18 protein-coding genes are annotated in these 16,977 nt (G+C 29.1%); 17 read left to right on the top strand and 1 reads right to left on the bottom strand.

What is annotated here, in order from left to right:
- Window positions 1-31: 31 nt before the first annotated feature.
- Entirely contained in the window at window positions 32-898 is an 867-nt protein-coding gene (locus tag B2W91_RS09945) for a LysR family transcriptional regulator (RefSeq protein ID WP_291580432.1), read from the bottom strand.
- Window positions 899-1,163: 265 nt separating this feature from the next.
- On the opposite strand from B2W91_RS09945, the gene B2W91_RS09940 reads away from it, so the two are divergent.
- From B2W91_RS09940 to B2W91_RS09865, 17 genes are all read left to right on the top strand, one after another.
- Window positions 1,164-2,912, top strand: coding sequence for an ABC transporter ATP-binding protein (locus B2W91_RS09940; RefSeq protein WP_291580431.1), 1,749 nt, complete (start codon window positions 1,164-1,166; stop codon window positions 2,910-2,912).
- The gene (locus B2W91_RS09935) at window positions 2,899-4,647 is read left to right on the top strand and encodes an ABC transporter ATP-binding protein (protein WP_291580430.1); all 1,749 of its coding nucleotides are present in this window, start codon (window positions 2,899-2,901) and stop codon (window positions 4,645-4,647) included. Before B2W91_RS09940 ends, B2W91_RS09935 begins: the two co-directional genes overlap by 14 nt.
- Window positions 4,648-4,893: 246 nt before the next feature.
- The gene (locus tag B2W91_RS09930) at window positions 4,894-5,472 is read left to right on the top strand and encodes a GNAT family N-acetyltransferase (RefSeq protein WP_291580429.1); all 579 of its coding nucleotides are present in this window, start codon (window positions 4,894-4,896) and stop codon (window positions 5,470-5,472) included.
- On the top strand, window positions 5,468-5,686 hold the full coding sequence (locus tag B2W91_RS21035; protein WP_414633117.1) for a DUF4358 domain-containing protein: 219 nt from the start codon (window positions 5,468-5,470) through the stop codon (window positions 5,684-5,686). Before B2W91_RS09930 ends, B2W91_RS21035 begins: the two co-directional genes overlap by 5 nt.
- Window positions 5,683-6,216, top strand: a complete 534-nt coding sequence (locus tag B2W91_RS09925) for a Chromate resistance protein ChrB (RefSeq protein ID WP_039633709.1) — start codon at window positions 5,683-5,685, stop codon at window positions 6,214-6,216. Before B2W91_RS21035 ends, B2W91_RS09925 begins: the two co-directional genes overlap by 4 nt.
- A 202-nt stretch (window positions 6,217-6,418) precedes the next feature.
- The gene (locus B2W91_RS09920) at window positions 6,419-7,324 is read left to right on the top strand and encodes a cation diffusion facilitator family transporter (protein WP_291580427.1); all 906 of its coding nucleotides are present in this window, start codon (window positions 6,419-6,421) and stop codon (window positions 7,322-7,324) included.
- 151 nt (window positions 7,325-7,475) lie between these two features.
- Window positions 7,476-8,072 (top strand): Chromate resistance protein ChrB, encoded by a 597-nt coding sequence (locus B2W91_RS09915; RefSeq protein ID WP_291580425.1) that lies wholly within the window; start codon window positions 7,476-7,478, stop codon window positions 8,070-8,072.
- Window positions 8,073-8,083: 11 nt separating this feature from the next.
- Complete coding sequence (locus tag B2W91_RS09910) at window positions 8,084-8,524, top strand: Fur family transcriptional regulator (protein WP_291580424.1); 441 nt, start codon at window positions 8,084-8,086, stop codon at window positions 8,522-8,524.
- Window positions 8,525-8,813: 289 nt separating this feature from the next.
- Window positions 8,814-9,815, top strand: a complete 1,002-nt coding sequence (locus B2W91_RS09905) for a 2-hydroxyacyl-CoA dehydratase family protein (protein WP_291580423.1) — start codon at window positions 8,814-8,816, stop codon at window positions 9,813-9,815.
- Window positions 9,812-10,573 carry an acyl-CoA dehydratase activase gene (locus B2W91_RS09900; protein WP_291580422.1) on the top strand — a complete coding sequence of 254 codons (762 nt, stop codon included), beginning with the start codon at window positions 9,812-9,814 and terminating at the stop codon, window positions 10,571-10,573. The genes B2W91_RS09905 and B2W91_RS09900 overlap by 4 nt, the downstream gene beginning before the upstream one ends.
- A gap of 13 nt (window positions 10,574-10,586) precedes the next feature.
- Window positions 10,587-11,018 carry a 6-carboxytetrahydropterin synthase QueD gene (gene queD, locus B2W91_RS09895; RefSeq protein WP_291580421.1) on the top strand — a complete coding sequence of 144 codons (432 nt, stop codon included), beginning with the start codon at window positions 10,587-10,589 and terminating at the stop codon, window positions 11,016-11,018.
- A gap of 1 nt (window position 11,019) precedes the next feature.
- Window positions 11,020-11,685: a putative 7-carboxy-7-deazaguanine synthase QueE gene (queE, locus tag B2W91_RS09890; RefSeq protein WP_291580420.1), complete on the top strand. Its 666-nt coding sequence runs from the start codon at window positions 11,020-11,022 to the stop codon at window positions 11,683-11,685.
- Between the two features lie 3 nt (window positions 11,686-11,688).
- Entirely contained in the window at window positions 11,689-12,276 is a 588-nt protein-coding gene (folE, locus tag B2W91_RS09885; RefSeq protein WP_291580419.1) for a GTP cyclohydrolase I FolE, read from the top strand.
- Window positions 12,277-12,294: 18 nt separating this feature from the next.
- The gene (queC, locus tag B2W91_RS09880; protein ID WP_291580418.1) at window positions 12,295-12,945 is read left to right on the top strand and encodes a 7-cyano-7-deazaguanine synthase QueC; all 651 of its coding nucleotides are present in this window, start codon (window positions 12,295-12,297) and stop codon (window positions 12,943-12,945) included.
- Window positions 12,946-13,576: 631 nt separating this feature from the next.
- Window positions 13,577-14,326, top strand: coding sequence for an MBL fold metallo-hydrolase (locus tag B2W91_RS09875; protein WP_291580417.1), 750 nt, complete (start codon window positions 13,577-13,579; stop codon window positions 14,324-14,326).
- Window positions 14,327-14,452: 126 nt separating this feature from the next.
- A complete protein-coding gene (locus tag B2W91_RS09870; RefSeq protein ID WP_291580415.1) occupies window positions 14,453-15,664 on the top strand; it encodes a phosphoenolpyruvate hydrolase family protein in 1,212 nt (403 codons plus the stop codon).
- A 92-nt stretch (window positions 15,665-15,756) separates the two neighbouring features.
- A complete protein-coding gene (locus tag B2W91_RS09865) occupies window positions 15,757-16,968 on the top strand; it encodes a Tm-1-like ATP-binding domain-containing protein (RefSeq protein WP_291580413.1) in 1,212 nt (403 codons plus the stop codon).
- Window positions 16,969-16,977 lie beyond the last annotated feature (9 nt).

Below are 16,977 nucleotides of genomic sequence, written 5' to 3'. Positions count from 1 at the left end.
TAAGGTGTTTTTAAAGGCACCTTATATTTTTTCATTCATTAGCAAAAGTACTTAAGAAATTCTTTGCAGCAGATGAAAGATAACCATTTTTCATCCATATTGCAGCTATTTGAGTAGATAAAGAACTGTTATCAATTTCTTTATATAATAAATTTGAGGAACCTATAAGTTTAAGTGCTGATTTTGGGACAATAGCTATACCAAGACCAGCATTTGCCCACAATAAAGTAGTCCGCGCATCATCATTTTTACAAAAAACTTTAGGCTCAAAGTCTAATTTATGACATTCTTCTAAGATTAATTTCTCAAATCGCCTATATATTATTAAAGGTTTATCTTTTAAATCATCTATATTAATAATTTTATTATTATCCCAATTTAAGTTTTCTACCATGGCAGCAACCATTGGTTCTGAAGATAAATAAACATGGCTTATATCTGAGGTGTTAAAAGGGGTACGAACAATTGCAATTTCAATTATGCCTCTATTTAGTATTTCTAATAATTCATAAGTATTCCCTTCATAAATGTCGAAATTTATAAATGGATATTTATCGTGGAAGGCAGTTAATCTATTAGTTAATAATGAAGCACCAGAAGAAGACACTGTTCCTATAGATAAAGTTCCTTGAACGCCTTTTTTAAAATCCTTTAATTCATCTATAGTTGTTTCTGTTAAATCTAATATTTGTTTTGCACGATTATAAAGCATAAGTCCTGCATCTGTTAATTTAATATTACGACTTCCTCTTTCAACAAGTTTTACTCCCAATTCATTTTCAAGATTTTTTAACTGATAACTTAAAGGGGGCTGGGCAATATTAAGCTTTTTTGCAGCACTAGTTATTTGCCCTTCTTCTGCAATTGTATAAAAGTATTTTAATTGCTTTATATCCATAATATCCACTTCCCATATAAAAATTGTATATAGCCTATATATATTATGTATTTTTAATATATATCCATGCTTGATATAATGATAGGTGAAATATAAAAATAATTCAATATAAATTATATTAGGTATCTTGAAAAGCAATAAGTTTAGTATGTTAGTGTATTTTCTATTATACTAATTACTACAATCTACCTATAATTCATTGTGATCAAAGTCTAGTGAATTATATAATATAAATTTTTTAGATGCTTTATAAGGAGGTCAAAATTTGTTTAAATTATTTAGATTTATTAAACCCTATAAAAAACAAGTTATTTTAGGGCCGATTTTTAAATTATTAGAAGCTATATTCGAAATATCAATACCTACAATTATGATTTTAATTGTAGATAAGGGAATAAAAATTGGAAGTACATCGTATATCCTGAAAATAGGAGGTATAATGTTTCTCATGGCTACATTGGGAGTTATATCTTCTTTTACTTGTCAATATTTTGCGTCTATAGCATCTCAAGGGTTTGGAACGATTTTAAGAGATGAATTATTTAAGAAAATAGGCACATTATCTTATAATGAAATAGATGAATTTGGTACAGCTTCACTAATTAATCGTGTAATAAACGATGTAAATCAGCTTCAATTAGCCTTAGCAATGTTTATTCGTCTTGCTATAAGGGTTCCTTTTTTATGTATTGGTGGAATTATAATGGTAATGTTTTTAGATGTTAAGCTTTCAACAATAATGTATTTATCTATTCCTATATTTGCACTTGTTTTATATATGATAATGAGTAAATCACTTCCATTATATAAAACAGCTCAGAAGAAATTAGATAAAATAGCATTGATATTAAGAGAAAATCTATCCGGAGTAAGAGTTGTAAGGGCATTTTCAAGAATGGAACATGAAAAGGTAAGATTTGGAAGTGCAAATGAAGATCAAACAAATACTTCAATTAAAGTAGGTAAGATTTCAGCGTTAACGAGTCCAATTACAAGTATAATAATGAATTTTTCAACTTTATTTATATTATGGTTTGGAGGAATTAGAGTAAATAATGGTGCTATTACAACAGGAAAGATTATAGCTTATATAAATTATACAACTTTAATTTTATCAGCACTTATTATTGTTGCTAATCTCATCATAATATTTACTAAAGCTGCTGCAAGTGCTTCACGGGTAAATGAAATATTCGATACAAATCCAAGTATAGAATATAATGATGCTTTACTAAGAGATAGAAAGTCAGATGAAAATGTTAGCTTAATAAAATTTGAAAATGTATCTTTTGCATATAAAAATTCAAAGGAATATTCTATAAACAATGCTTCCTTTGAAATAGAATCAGGACAAACAGTTGGAATAATTGGAGGTACTGGTTCTGGTAAAACAACACTTATAAATTTAATTCCAAGACTTTATGATGTTAGCGAAGGAAAAGTTTTAATTAATGGAGCTGACGTTAGGGAATATTCTAAAGAAGAGCTTGGAAATAAAATAGGGGTAGTACCACAGAAGGCAATTTTATTTTCAGGAACAGTTTCGGAAAATATAAGATGGGGAAAAGAAAATGCAAGTATAGAAGAAGTTAAAAAGGCAGCTGAAATTAGCAGGGCTGCAGAATTTATTGAAAAGCTTCCACTAAAATATGAAACAAATATATCTCAAGGAGGAGTTAATCTTTCAGGGGGACAGAAGCAAAGACTTACTATAGCAAGGGCTCTTGTAGGTAACCCAAAAATATTAATTATGGATGATAGTTTAAGTGCACTAGATTATGCTACTGATGCAGCACTTAGAAGTGATCTTAAAAAGAATACAAAAGGTATGACCATTATTATGGTTAGTCAAAGAGTGAGCACAATAAAAGCTGCAGATAAAATAATAGTTTTAGATGATGGATTAGTTTCAGCTGTTGGAACTCATGAAGAATTGAACAGTAATTGCAGTGTATATAAAGAGATATGTAATTCTCAACTTTCAAAGGAGAGTGATAAAGTTGAAAAAGAATAGTTTATTTAGATTATTTAAGTATATTGGAAATCATAAAATATACATGAGTATATCTCTTATATGTGCACTTATTAGTAATATTTTAATGGCATTTATTCCTTTTATTGTAGGAAAGGGAATAGACAAAATTGTAGGAAAAGGAACAGTGGATTTTGATAATTTGTTTAAAATAATAATTATTTTAGCAGTGGTATATTTAATTAGTTCATTATTTATGTGGATATTTACAGTTATAGCAAATATTATAGCTTTTAAGACTGTTAAAGATATAAGGAATGAAGCTTTTGATAAGATTAGTACTCTTCCACTTAAATATTTTGATGTAAATGCACATGGAGATATAATGAGTAGACTCACAAATGACATTGATGCTATTTCCGATGGATTACTTCAAGGTATAACTCAATTTTATCCTGGAATTGTAACTATAATAAGTTCTCTTGTATTGATGTTTGCTTTAAGTGTAAAAATAACTTTAGTTATATTACTTATGACTCCATTATGTTTTATAATAGCTTCTTTCATTACAAGTAGATCAAATAAAATGTTTAAAGAGCAACAAAAAACTGTAGGAGAATTAAATGGATATATTGAAGAAATAATAGGCAATCAAAAGGTAGTTAAAGTTTTTGGTTATGAAAAGCGTTCAGAAGAAAAATTTAAGGAGATTAATAGAAGACTTCATAAATGTGGTCAACAGGCACAATTCTATTCATCACTTACAAATCCATCAACTAGATTTGTTAATAATATTATTTATGTATTAGTTGGAGTAGTTGGTGGATTACTGTCAGTTTTAGGTGGGCTCAGTGTAGGAACAATATCAAGTTTTTTAACTTATTCAACACAATTTTCACAACCTATAAACAATATAACTAGTGTTGCAACACAGCTTCAAGCAGCACTTGCATCTTGCGAGAGGGTATTTTCAATAATAGATGAAACACCAGAACCAGCAGATTTAGAAAATACTAAAAAGATTACAAATTGTGAGGGAAATATAACTTTTGATAATGTATCCTTTTCTTATGTAAAAGAGGTACCTTTAATTAATGATTTTAATGCAGAAATAAGAAAGGGGAACACTATTGCTATCGTTGGACCTACAGGTGCAGGAAAAACTACTATGGTTAATTTGCTTATGAGATTTTACGATATAAATAAGGGTAAGATACTAATTGATGGAACAGATATATATGAAATTAAAAGAAATAATCTTAGATCTTTATTTGGAATGGTTCTTCAAGATACTTGGCTTTTTGAGGGAACAATAAGGGAGAATATTGCCTATGGAAAGCAGGATGTAACTGAAAGTGAAATTGAAAATGCAGCTAAGGCCGCACATATTCACAGCTTTATAAAAAGACTTCCAGAGGGGTATGATACAGTTATTACGGAGGCAGGAGCAAATCTTTCAGAAGGTCAAAAGCAGCTCCTGACTATAGCAAGAGTTATGCTTATAGATCCTCCAATGCTTATACTTGACGAGGCAACTAGTAGTGTTGATACAAGAACTGAAATAAAAATACAAAATGCATTTCTTTCTATGATGAAAGGCAGAACAAGCTTTGTTATAGCTCACAGGCTTTCCACTATTCGTGATGCTGATTTAATCTTAGTAATGAAGGATGGTGAGATAATCGAAAGAGGAAGCCATGAAGAGTTAATAAATAGAGAAGGTTTTTATACCAAGCTCTATAAAAGCCAATTTAAAAATGCTACTGATGTAATTTAAAATTTTAGGATAGTTTATATATTAAAAGGTATGAAATTTACTTATTCAAATTTCATACCTTTTTTATTTTTTATTAAAGCTTTACGAGAGTTTTATAAAAAGTTCTATTAAGTTTTATTTTGAAATAAAGCATATGGAGATGATATCCATATATAGTTTGAAGTTGTAAGTAGATTTAGTTATACTAGAATATATATGTTATGGTATATAATGGTATTAATAATAAAGTAAAGGGTGGGGATACTGATGTTTGAGTTCAAAGATTTTGATTTTTTAACAGATGGTGAGATTGACTTAAAAATAGAAGATAAAACACCTTCTAATGATGAAAAAGGATATGTACCTACATACAAATATAGGATTACTATGCACAATTCAGATGATAGCATAGGTAATATTGATATTCGTATTGGATATAATGAGAATATATATTATGGTGGCAATATTGGATATAGGATTGAACAAGCTTATAGAGGTAATAATTATGCGTCAAAGGCTTGCAAAATTATTAAACAGATAGCAATTGCCCATGAAATGGATAGATTGATAATAACCTGTAATCCAGATAATTTTCCGTCTAGAATAACTTGTGAGAAGTCAGGTCTTAAACTTAAAGAAATAGTAGATTTGCCACCACATAATGAGATGTATCAAGAGGGGGAACGCCAAAAGTGCATATATGAATGGANNACGGTTCATAATTATATCTTAAATGAAATTATATTATTTATAACAATAAAAATGAACCGTCCCTTTAATATAGAAGCTAAAGAAGAAACCAAGCAGGTTGTTAAGATGAATGAAATGAAAGAAGGAGGATATTAATAGACTTGAAAAACTATATAACTTCAATGATAAAGAAGTCGAGAGCTTTATTTTCTATATAGCTTCTACAAATATTAAAGCTGATGAAGTAACTGTAATTAAAGCTAAAGATGTTAATAATGTGGAAAATATTAAAGAGAATTTCTTTATTTCTATGATATACTCTTTAAAAAGAGATTTTTTAGAAAATAGAGAGGAAGTATATAATTTATGAGTACAAATTTTTTAACTTTTACATATAAAATTCCAAGTGAACCCTCTAAGAATAGAGTCTATGTTTGGAGAATAATTAAAGATCTAGGAGGAATTTATCTGCAACATGGTGTAGCTTTATTTCCATATCAAGAAAACCTATATGAAATTTTACAGAATCTTCGTGAAGAAGTTAATTTATTAGGTGGAAAATCAACATTAGGCCAACTTAATTTTATAAATGAAGAAGATGAAAAAAATATTATATTGGAGTTCAAACAACAAGTAAATGAAGAATATAATGAATTTCAAGAGAACTGTCAACGACTTATATACGAACTTGACCGTGAAACTGAAAATGGAAAATTTAAATTTTCTGAACTTGAAGAAAATGAGGAAGAGCTAAAAAAGCTCCAACGATGGTATGATAAAATTACTAAAAGAGATTATTTTAATTCGGAAGGTAAAGATAAAGCAGAAGAAGTGTTTGAAAAAGCAAAAGTAAGATTACAAGAATATTCCGATGAAGTTTATAAAAGGCATGAGGAATAATAATAAAATAATATATAAGAAAAAGTTAAGTAGAAATTCTTTATGAAATTAAAATTATAAGGAATTTCTATTTTTTTATATTATAAAATGTTATTGACGTTACATGTAACGAGTGTTACAATTAGCATATATTGTATGTAACAACTGTTACAATTAATATATATTTCATGATGATAATTAGAAATATTAGGGGAGGATAACATTGGGAAAATTTTTCAGGAAGAATGAATTTGAGAATATAAAGGGTAGAGAAAAATATGGCATTATTGCTTGCATTGTAAATATACTTTTGAATATTTTCCTATTCACTTTAAAACTTATGATTGGCCTTTTATCTCAGAGTATATCTATTATGGCTGATGGATTTGATAACTTAGTTGATTCACTTTTATCGGTAGTAATAATTTTAGGGTTTAAGGTTGCCAATAAACCAGCTGATGAAAAACATCCTTTTGGCTATGGAAGAATTGAATATATTTTTACTTTATTAGTTTCTATTTTTATTTTGTTATTTGGTGCTTTATTTATTAAAAACTCCTTAATGCAGATATTGAGCCCGAAACCAATAAAATACAGTAATATTGCACTGATTTCGTTAATAATTTCAATCTTAATAAAAGTATTTTTGGTTAAATTTAATAGAAGAATAGGAGAAAAAATAAAATCACCTTTAATGAAATTGAATGTATTAGACTGTTTAACTGATATTCTTTCGACAGGAGCGACAATTATATCATTAACTTTATCAAGTTTTACAGAGTTTCCTATAGATGGATTTATAGGAATTATTGTATCTATATTTATATTATATACAGGATTTAAATCAGCAGCTAATAGTATAGATTTATTACTTGGAAGAAATATTACATTTGAACTTATGGATGAGATAAAAAACATACTATTTTCTTATAAGGATATAAGTGGTATTCATAATTTAGTTATTCATGATTATGGGCCAGATAAAAGATGGGGTTCTGTACATGTAGAGATAGTCTCAGATAGAAATTTATCAAAAATCGATGAATTAATGGATAACATACAGAATGATATTGTGAAAAAATTAAATTTGAATATTAATATACACGTGGATTTAACTGAGCAAAAATGAGCTTATAATTACGTACGTAGTAGGATAAAAATGTATGTTTCCTAATAATAAACAACTTATTATAGAAGAAATATAAAAGTTTAAATTCAATGTTAAGTTGAATTTAAATATGTTGATGATTTTTTATTACTGTAGGAGAGAGGTGATTAAATTGAAAACAAAATTTCTAGCTTTTAGCTATAAAATACCAAGTGAACCATCTAAAAATAGGGTGTATTTTTGGAGAGCAATTAAAGAGCTAGGTGCAGTGTATCTTCAACATGGAATAATATTGCTTCCTAAAAATGAGGAGATACTTAATAAATTACAAGAATTAAGATATGAAGTTATAAAATTAAAAGGTAAGGCTACTGTTAGTGAAATTTCATTTATAAATGAAGATGATAAAAATGATATCGTGCTTGAGTTTGAAAAATCACGAAAGGAAGAGTATGAAGAATTATCAAAAGAGTGTGAGAAAATTATTCGGGAAATAAATAGAGAAATTGAAAATAAAAAGTTTAAATTTTCGGAGCTAGAAGAAAATGAGGAAGAATTAGAAAAAATTAAACGCTGGTTTAAAAAAATAGTTATGAGAGATTATTACAATATATCAGAAAGAGAAATAGCAGTTGAAAAAATAAAGAGTGCAGAAATAAAACTTCAAAGATATTCCGAAGAAGTCTGCAAAAGAGAAAATTCAAAATTTTATTGTCATAAAAATCATAATTGCGATTATAAACACTATTATAAATGTCATCATAGATAGGAGTAATATTTATGCAGGAGTTATTGGAAGAAATAAGAAATAGTTTAAAAGAAAAAGGCTATAAAATAACGCAACCAAGAGAAAAGGTATTAGATATTATTATTAAAAATCGATATAAACATTTAACTTCTGATGAAATTTACGTGCTTATAAAAAAAGATTATCCTAAAATAGGTATTTCAACGATTTATAGAACCATGCAATTATTAGAGAGAATCAATATAGTATGCAAATTTGATTCTGATGAAGAGGGTATTAGGTATGAATTAATGGAACCAAATGATAAATATCAGCATCCTCATTTTATATGTAAAAAATGTAATAAAGTATATCCTGTAAAAGATGTTAACTTAGAACAAATAAAAAATAAAATTGATAAGAACTTTAATTTTAAGATAATTAACTATAGTCTTAAGTTTTACGGAATATGCAAAAATTGCAGCAAATTATAGAATTATATTAAATGAACCGTCCCTTTAATAGGAGTGCCTTGGGAAATGTGTACTTTTAAAAGAAACAATAGTTTAATTTAACTACATGAATAACAAAGTTGATGCTTATATTTGACATTGTAAATGAGCCATAGTAATATATAAATAAAAAAGAATAAAGACAGTTCGTAACCATCCTGTCTATAAACAAAACTAGGACGTAACTACCGGCTTAGGTAGTTTTTTGTTTATGGGCGTTTTACGCCCTTTTTTTATTTTTGAAAATCTTTAAAAGTGAGGAGGAAGGATGATGAAGAAAATAGGATTAACCACTACGGTACCAGTGGAAGTTCTTATTGCAGCAGGATACACTCCAATAGATTTAAATAATATTTTTATAACTTCAAAGGATTATTTTAAATATATAGATATAGCAGAAAGAGATGGTTTTCCTAAAAGCTTGTGTGCTTGGATAAAGGGAATTTATGGAGTATGCATAGAGGAAAATATTAAAGAAATAGTTGGTGTTGTAGAAGGGGACTGCTCCAATACAAAAGCTCTTATAGAAATTCTCAGTTTAAAAGGAATAAAAATACACCCTTTTTCATATCCGCAGAGTCATAAAATAGAGGATGTGGAAAATGAAATAAGAAAATTTATGAATAGTTTTAATGTTACTGAAGATGCAGTAGAAGAGGTTAGAAAAAGATTAGCAAAGATTAGAAAATTATCTAAGGAAATTGATAAGTTAACATATAAGGAAAATAAGACTACAGGCTTTGAAAACCATTTATATTCCGTAAGCTTAAGTGATTTAAATGGAGATATTGATAGATTAGAAGAGGACCTTAAAAAAGCTATTGAAAAAATTAAGAAAAGAGAACCGATAAATAAAAAGTTAAGGTTAGGATACATAGGAGTTCCACCTATGACCTGTGATATATATGAATTTGTTGAAAAATTTAATGCTCACTTTGTATACAATGAAGTGCAAAGGGAATTTGCTTTTCCTAGAGGAGATAAAGCAAGAAATATATTTTATCAGTATTATGATTACACTTATCCCTATGATGTTAATTATAGAATTATAGAATTAAAAAACCAAATAAAAGAAAGAAAGTTAGATGGTATAATTCACTACACCCAAGCGTTTTGCTACAGGGCTGTGGAAGATATTATATTAAAGGAAAAATTAGATATTCCAATACTTAATATTGAAGGAGATAAGTTAAATACATTGGATGCAAGGACAAAGCTAAGGTTAGAAGCTTTCCTTGATATGCTAGTGGATTTAAAGGAGAGTAGAGTATGAGAGTGCTAGGCATAGACCTTGGAAGTAGAGAAGTTAAAATAGTTTCCATGGAAGATAACAATATGGTAGCAAAGAAAAAAATAAGTACCATGAGTTTTTACAGAGATTATTGTAGCTATCAGGGTAAAATTATTGTGAATTTGGAAAAGTTAGGCTTAGGGAAAGTTGATAAAGCAATATCTACTGGTTATGGAAAGAACAATACTGATTTATTGCTTTTTACTCCAATAAATGAGATAAAAGCTCATGTTTATGGAGGGATTTATCAAACTGGATTAAAAGACTTTATTCTCTTAGACGTAGGTGGACAAGATGTAAAGGTGGTTAAAGTAGAAAAGGGAATTATTACAGATTTAGAGCTTAATGAAAAATGTGCTGCATCCTGCGGTAGATATTTAGAGAATATGGCAAATGTGCTTGAAATATCTCTTGATGAAATGAGCAAGTACTGTGAAGAACCTGTGGAGTTAAACTCAACCTGTGCCGTGTTTTCTGAGTCAGAGTTAATAGGGAAAATAGCTGAAGGTGTGGAGATAGATAAACTTTGTGCAGGAGTTAACTATTCATTATATAAAAGGCTTCGTCCACTACTAAGTAAGTTTAGAGGGAAAAGGTTAGTTTTAACAGGGGGCGTGGCCAATAATACTGCTATAAAAAAATATCTACAAAAGGATTACGAGGAGATAGTGTGTATAGAGGAACCACAATTTAATGGGGCAATAGGATGTTGCTATTATGGGAATAAGATTTTAAAGTGAGGAGGAAAAATCTATGTATATATTAAAAGCGGAACAGAGTTTTGATAGTGCTCATTTTCTTGCAAGATATGAGGGGAAATGCAGTAATATTCATGGACATAGGTGGAAGGTTGAAATTGAAATAAAATCTCAAAGCTTAGTAAAAGATGGACAGTTAGATGGTATGGTAATAGATTTTGGTGATTTAAAAAAAGCTGTAAAAGATATGGTAGATTATTATGATCATGGATTAATTATTCAAAAAGGAACTATGAGAGAAGAGACATTAAATTGTCTTTTAGTAGATGGATTTAAAATAATAGAAGTGGATTTTAGACCAACAGCAGAAAATTTTGCAGCATTTTTCTTTAAAACTATGAAAGCACAAGGATTCAATGTGTTAAGAGCTACAGTTTTCGAGACTCCTACCAATAGTGCTGCCTATGAAGAAAGAGAGGAAAATTAAAGTGAAACTTAAGGTTGTAGAAAAGTTTGTTAGTATCAATGGAGAAGGGCTTCTTTGTGGCCAATTAGCAGTTTTTATAAGATTTCCAGGATGTAATTTGAATTGTAGTTATTGTGATACTTCTTGGGCTAATGAAAAAAATGTAGACTATGAGTGCATGTCTATAGAGGAGATATATTCATATATAAAATCCACAAATGTGAAAAATATTACTTTAACTGGAGGAGAGCCACTCTTGCAACAAGGGATAATAGAAGTAATAGAAAGGCTTTCTAAGGATAGTGAACTTCATGTGGAAATAGAGACTAATGGTAGTGTATTACTTCAAGAGTTTTTAAAAACAGAAAATCCGCCAAGTTTTACTATGGATTATAAGCTTCCTTCAAGTAATATGGAAAGCAGCATGGAATTAAATAATTTTAAATATTTAACAAAGAAAGATACAGTTAAATTTGTATCTGGTAGTATTGATGATTTAAAGAAAGTAAAATATATAATAGATAAATTTAACCTTATAGATAAAACTAATGTATATGTGAGCCCTGTTTTTGGAGAGATTTCCTTAGATAGTATTGTAGAATTTATGAAGGAAAACAATATGAATGGAGTTACACTACAGGTACAACTTCATAAAGTTATATGGGACGCAAATAAGAGAGGTGTATAAATTATGGCAATTGATACAAAGGCAATTGAAGAGCATATAAGAGGTATTTTAATAGCACTAGGAGATAATCCAGATAGAGAAGGGTTAAAGGATACACCAAAGAGAGTAGCTAAAATGTATAAAGAAGTATTTGAAGGAATGAACTATACCAATGATGAAATTGCATCAATGTTTAACACTACCTTCGAAAATGACTTGGATATAAAAGAAAATAATAAGGATATGGTTTTTATGAAGGGTATAGAAATATTCAGCTACTGTGAACATCATTTAGCACTGATGTATAATATGAAGGTTTCAGTGGCTTACATTCCTAATAAAAAAGTTATTGGATTAAGTAAAATAGCTAGAATAGCTGATATGGTAGGCCGCAGACTACAGCTTCAAGAAAGAATTGGAAGTGACATAGCAGAAATTATACAAAAGGTAACCGGTTCAGAAGATGTGGCAGTTATTATAGAAGGAGAACATGGATGCATGACTTCTAGGGGAATACAAAAGCCGGGGACAAAAACCGTATCAACTACTTTAGAGGGAAGATTTAACACAGACCCAATTTTAAATAACAAATTGATGATGCTTTATCAATAATAATAGGAGTGGATGGCAATGAACAAAGAAAAAGCAGTAGTGGTATTTAGTGGCGGACAAGACAGTACAACATGTTTATTTTGGGCGAAAAAGAGGTTTAAAGAAGTTATAGCAGTATCCTTTGACTATAATCAAAAACATATATTAGAGCTTCAGTGTGCAAAGGACATATGCAAAAAATATAATGTAGAGCATCATATTTTAGATTTGAATTTATTAAACCAACTTGCACCAAACTCATTAACAAGAGTGGATATAAAAGTTGACAAAGAGGCACCAAAAGAGGGAGTTCCAAACAGCTTTGTAGACGGAAGAAATATGCTGTTTTTAAGCTTTGTGGCTGTATTTGCAAAGCAAAGAGGAATAAATACAATTATAACTGGGGTGTCACAAAGCGATTTTAGTGGATATCCAGATTGTAGGGACGTATTTATTAAATCTTTAAATGTAACTTTAAATTTAGCCATGGATTATCAATTTGAAATTCTTACACCTTTAATGTGGATTAATAAAGCAGAAGTTTGGAAAATGGCTAAGGATTTAGATGTTCTTAATATTATTAAAGAAGAAACCTTAACTTGCTATAATGGAATAAAAGGGGACGGATGCGGAGAATGTCCTGCTTGTAAGTTAAGGAAGAATGGCTATTTAGAATTTTTAGAAGGTTAACTATGAAAAAACATAGCCGGTTATTGCTAGGCTTATTTTAAAATAGGGGACGGTTCATAAATTATATGTTAAATAATTTATGCATATATTAATTCTAGAATTTAGAGTATTATCAATAATAAATGATGATTCTAAATAAATAAAAAAACGTGAGCATTATAAAAGATTACAGGTAAATAGTTCAAAATTATACGATATGAAGAAACATACGGGAATTATGAATAGGTTGGTTTAAGAAAAGATTGATATAGTTACGTATGTAGATATATAATTTTTACTTCATATATGATGCAATAGAAGCTAATCTATAAAAGTATAAAGAGTATGAATGTATTAAATATTTTCTATTTAGAACTTTGAGAAATCAAGGTTCTTTTTTTGTATCTTATATAAGCAATTTTAACACAGAATCATTTATGGACTTGAGAAGTGAGATAGGAGGATGTTACTATTTTGTTGTACACTGTATTAATATAGTGGAGTAATCACTTGATTAGATAAATTTTTCTTAGAAAAATTAGAAATACTATTAATAAATGAAACTATAATCTATATTGATGAAAATCATATAGAATGGCTAAAAATATTTTAAATAATATATTATAAAAATTAATTATAAAGGAGTACACTAATGAATAAAGTAACAGTTTTAGAAATAAAATTTGATATTGATGGCGTTGAAAATACTATTTTTCCAGTTATATTGTGCGATGAAAAGGAAGTTGTTTTAATTGATTGCGGATACCCAAACTTTCTACCTTTAATAAAAATGGCTGCTGAAGCAAATGGCATTAATCTTGATAAATTAACAAAAATAATTATAACGCATCATGATTTTGATCATATGGGGGCATTAGCTGAATTTAAAAGGGAGTATCCACAGATAGAAATTCTTTCATCAATTAATGAAGAAAAATATATTAGTGGTAAAGAAAAGTCTTTAAGATTACAGCAAGCAGAAAGTATATATGATAGTCTTCCAGAAGATGAAAAAGAAAGTTCGAAAAAATTTCATCAGCTACTTGAGTCAATAGAAACTACAGATGTTGATGTATGTTTAAAAGATAAAGATTCATTTCCATGGGGTGGAGGAGTTGAAATAGTTTCTACTCCAGGGCATATGCCAGGCCATATTTCAATTTACCTAAAAGATAGTAAAACCTTGATTTCTGGAGATGCATTGGTAATAGAGGATGATAAATTAAGCATTGCAAATCCAATGTATACTTTAGATATTGCTCAGGCAAAAAACTCTATAAAGAAATTATTAAATTATGAAATAGACAGAATCATTTGCTATCATGGTGGCATATATACTAAAAATATTAAAGAATCATTAAGAGATATTAGNNATAAAAATGAACCGTCCCTTTATGCATAAGGAATCTGATATCCTATAATTAAAAGGGTAGGACGATTTAAATTGTAATAAAAATTTATTATAAGATATCGCTTATAAGGGGTATAATATAAAAAATAATACACAATAGATAAAGGGGTTAATTCTATGTTTAAAAAAGAGTATATAATCAATAATTTGAAAAATCAAATACTGATTAATAAACATATAATTGGAGTTGCTGTTGGGTCTGGATTATCTGCCAAATATGCAGAAAAAGGGGGAGCGGATATTATACTAGCTTTAAGTTCTGGAAGGTTTAGACAAATGGGAATAGGCTCTCTTGCTGGATGGATGCCTTTTTCAAATTCAAATGAATTAGTTATGGAATTTGGCTCCCGTGAAATTATACCAATAATAAAAAATATACCAGTTATTTTTGGAATTAATGCAACTGACCCCACAATAAACTTGGAAGAATATATTGATTTAATAAAAAGAAATGGTTTTTCTGGAATTAATAACTTTCCAACGGTAGGAATGCTGGAAGGGAGGTTTCGTGAGGCTCTAGAAAATGAAGGGATTAGCTTTGATAAAGAGATTGAAGCTATTAGAATTGCCCATGAAAAGAATTTGTTTACCATAGCTTTTGTTTTTGATGAAAAGCAAGCTGTAGAAATGCTAAGGGCAGGGGCTGATATTATATGTGTGCATCTAGGATTAACAGGTGGAGGAGAAATAGGGGCTAAGAAAATGATATCTTTGGAATCGGCAAAGAATGTCACATCGAAAATATTTAAGGTCTGTGATGATATTAGACCAGATGTATTTAAAATGATTTATGGAGGACCTGTTAAAACACCAATAGATATTGATTATATGTACAAAAATACTCAAACAATAGGGTATATTGGAGGATCAGCTTTTGAAAGAACTCCCTCTGAGTCAACAATAACAAATACTACAAAATCTTTTAAGTTTGCTGGAATTCATGAAAAAGATGAGCTGCTAATAAAAATGATTGAAGGCATAAAAAAGCATTATAGCTATGTTGATTTTGTTAAAGAATATATTTCAAATAATTATATGCATAAAATACTTTTAAGTGATTTGGCATCAGTGTTACATGTATCGAGACCATATTTGAGTACACTTTTTAAAAATGAAGTAGGTTGTACTTTCCCAGAATACTTATCTCAGTTTAGGTTAAATAGAGCAAAGGAAATCTTAGAAAAAGAAAATATTCAAATAAGCGAAATTGCCCATATTGTAGGATATAGTGATTATGCTCATTTTAGTAAATCCTTTAAAAAACAAACAGGTTTATCTCCTAAAGAATATAGAGAAAAGAATAAAACGGTTACAAATATTACAAAATAACATGAACATATTACAAGATAACATGTATATTTTAATTTGTTAGTTGTATTATCAAGTTAAAGTAAAGAAAAAAATTATTAAGGAGGTTAACTATGAAGACAATTGCAATCGCAGGAACTTTTGATTCTAAAGGTGAAGAATTCAGCTATGTTAAAGACATAATTGAAGGTTTAGGGTTAAAAACTTTTATGATTCACACAGGGGTTTTTGAACCTAAGTTTACACCAGATGTATCTAATGATGAAGTGGTAAAATCCGTAGGTGGTGACATTGAAGAAATTGTAGCAAAAAAAGATAGAGCATTAGCTACAGATATTTTGTCAAGAGGAATGGAAAAGCTATTACCAAAGCTTTATTCAGAAGGAAAATTTGATGGAATTATTTCCTTTGGGGGAAGTGGTGGTACTTCAATCGTTACTCCTGGAATGAGAGCACTTCCAATAGGGGTACCAAAGGTTATGGTATCTACCGTTGCAGCTGGAGATATATCTATGTATGTAGGAACTAGTGATATAGTTATGTATCCATCTATTGTTGACGTAGCAGGATTAAATTCTATTTCAACAAAAATTTTTACTAATGCTGCTTTTGCTATAGCTGGCATGGTAAAATTTGAAAGCAAAATTGATTTAAATAAAAAACCTTTAATTGCTGCAACTATGTTTGGCGTTACTACTCCTTGTATAAATAAATCTAGAGAATATTTAGAAAAGCTTGGATATGAGGTTTTAATATTCCATGCCACAGGAACTGGCGGAAAAGCTATGGAAAGCTTAATAAGGGATGGTTATATAGAAGGTGTTTTAGATATTACAACAACGGAATGGTGTGATCAACTGTTTGGAGGGAATATGGCAGCAGGAGAAGATAGACTTGAAGCAGCTGTACTTAATAAAATACCTCAAATTGTTTCAGTTGGAGCATTAGATATGGTTAATTTTGGCCCCATATCATCTGTTCCAAGTAAATATGCAGGACGTAATTTTTATAAACACAATCCAACGGTTACATTAATGCGTACTACAATAGAAGAAAATAGACAATTGGGTTTAATCATTGCTGAGAAGTTAAATATGGCTCAAAGAAAAACGGCTCTATTACTTCCACTAAAAGGAGTTTCTCTTTTAGATTCAGAAGGTCAACAATTCTATGGGGTTGAAGAAGATGCCATGTTATTTAAAACATTAAAAGAAAATATAACTAATCCATTAGTAGAGATTATAGAAATAAATTCAAATATTAATGATGAAGAATTTTCTATTACTGCAGGAGAAAAATTAGTTCAATTATTAAATGAAAAATAGTTAGGAGGA

This window comes from Clostridium sp. UBA6640 (assembly GCF_002455975.1).
GTDB lineage: Bacteria > Bacillota > Clostridia > Clostridiales > Clostridiaceae > Clostridium_J.
This window is presented reverse-complemented; position numbering and strand designations above follow the sequence as displayed.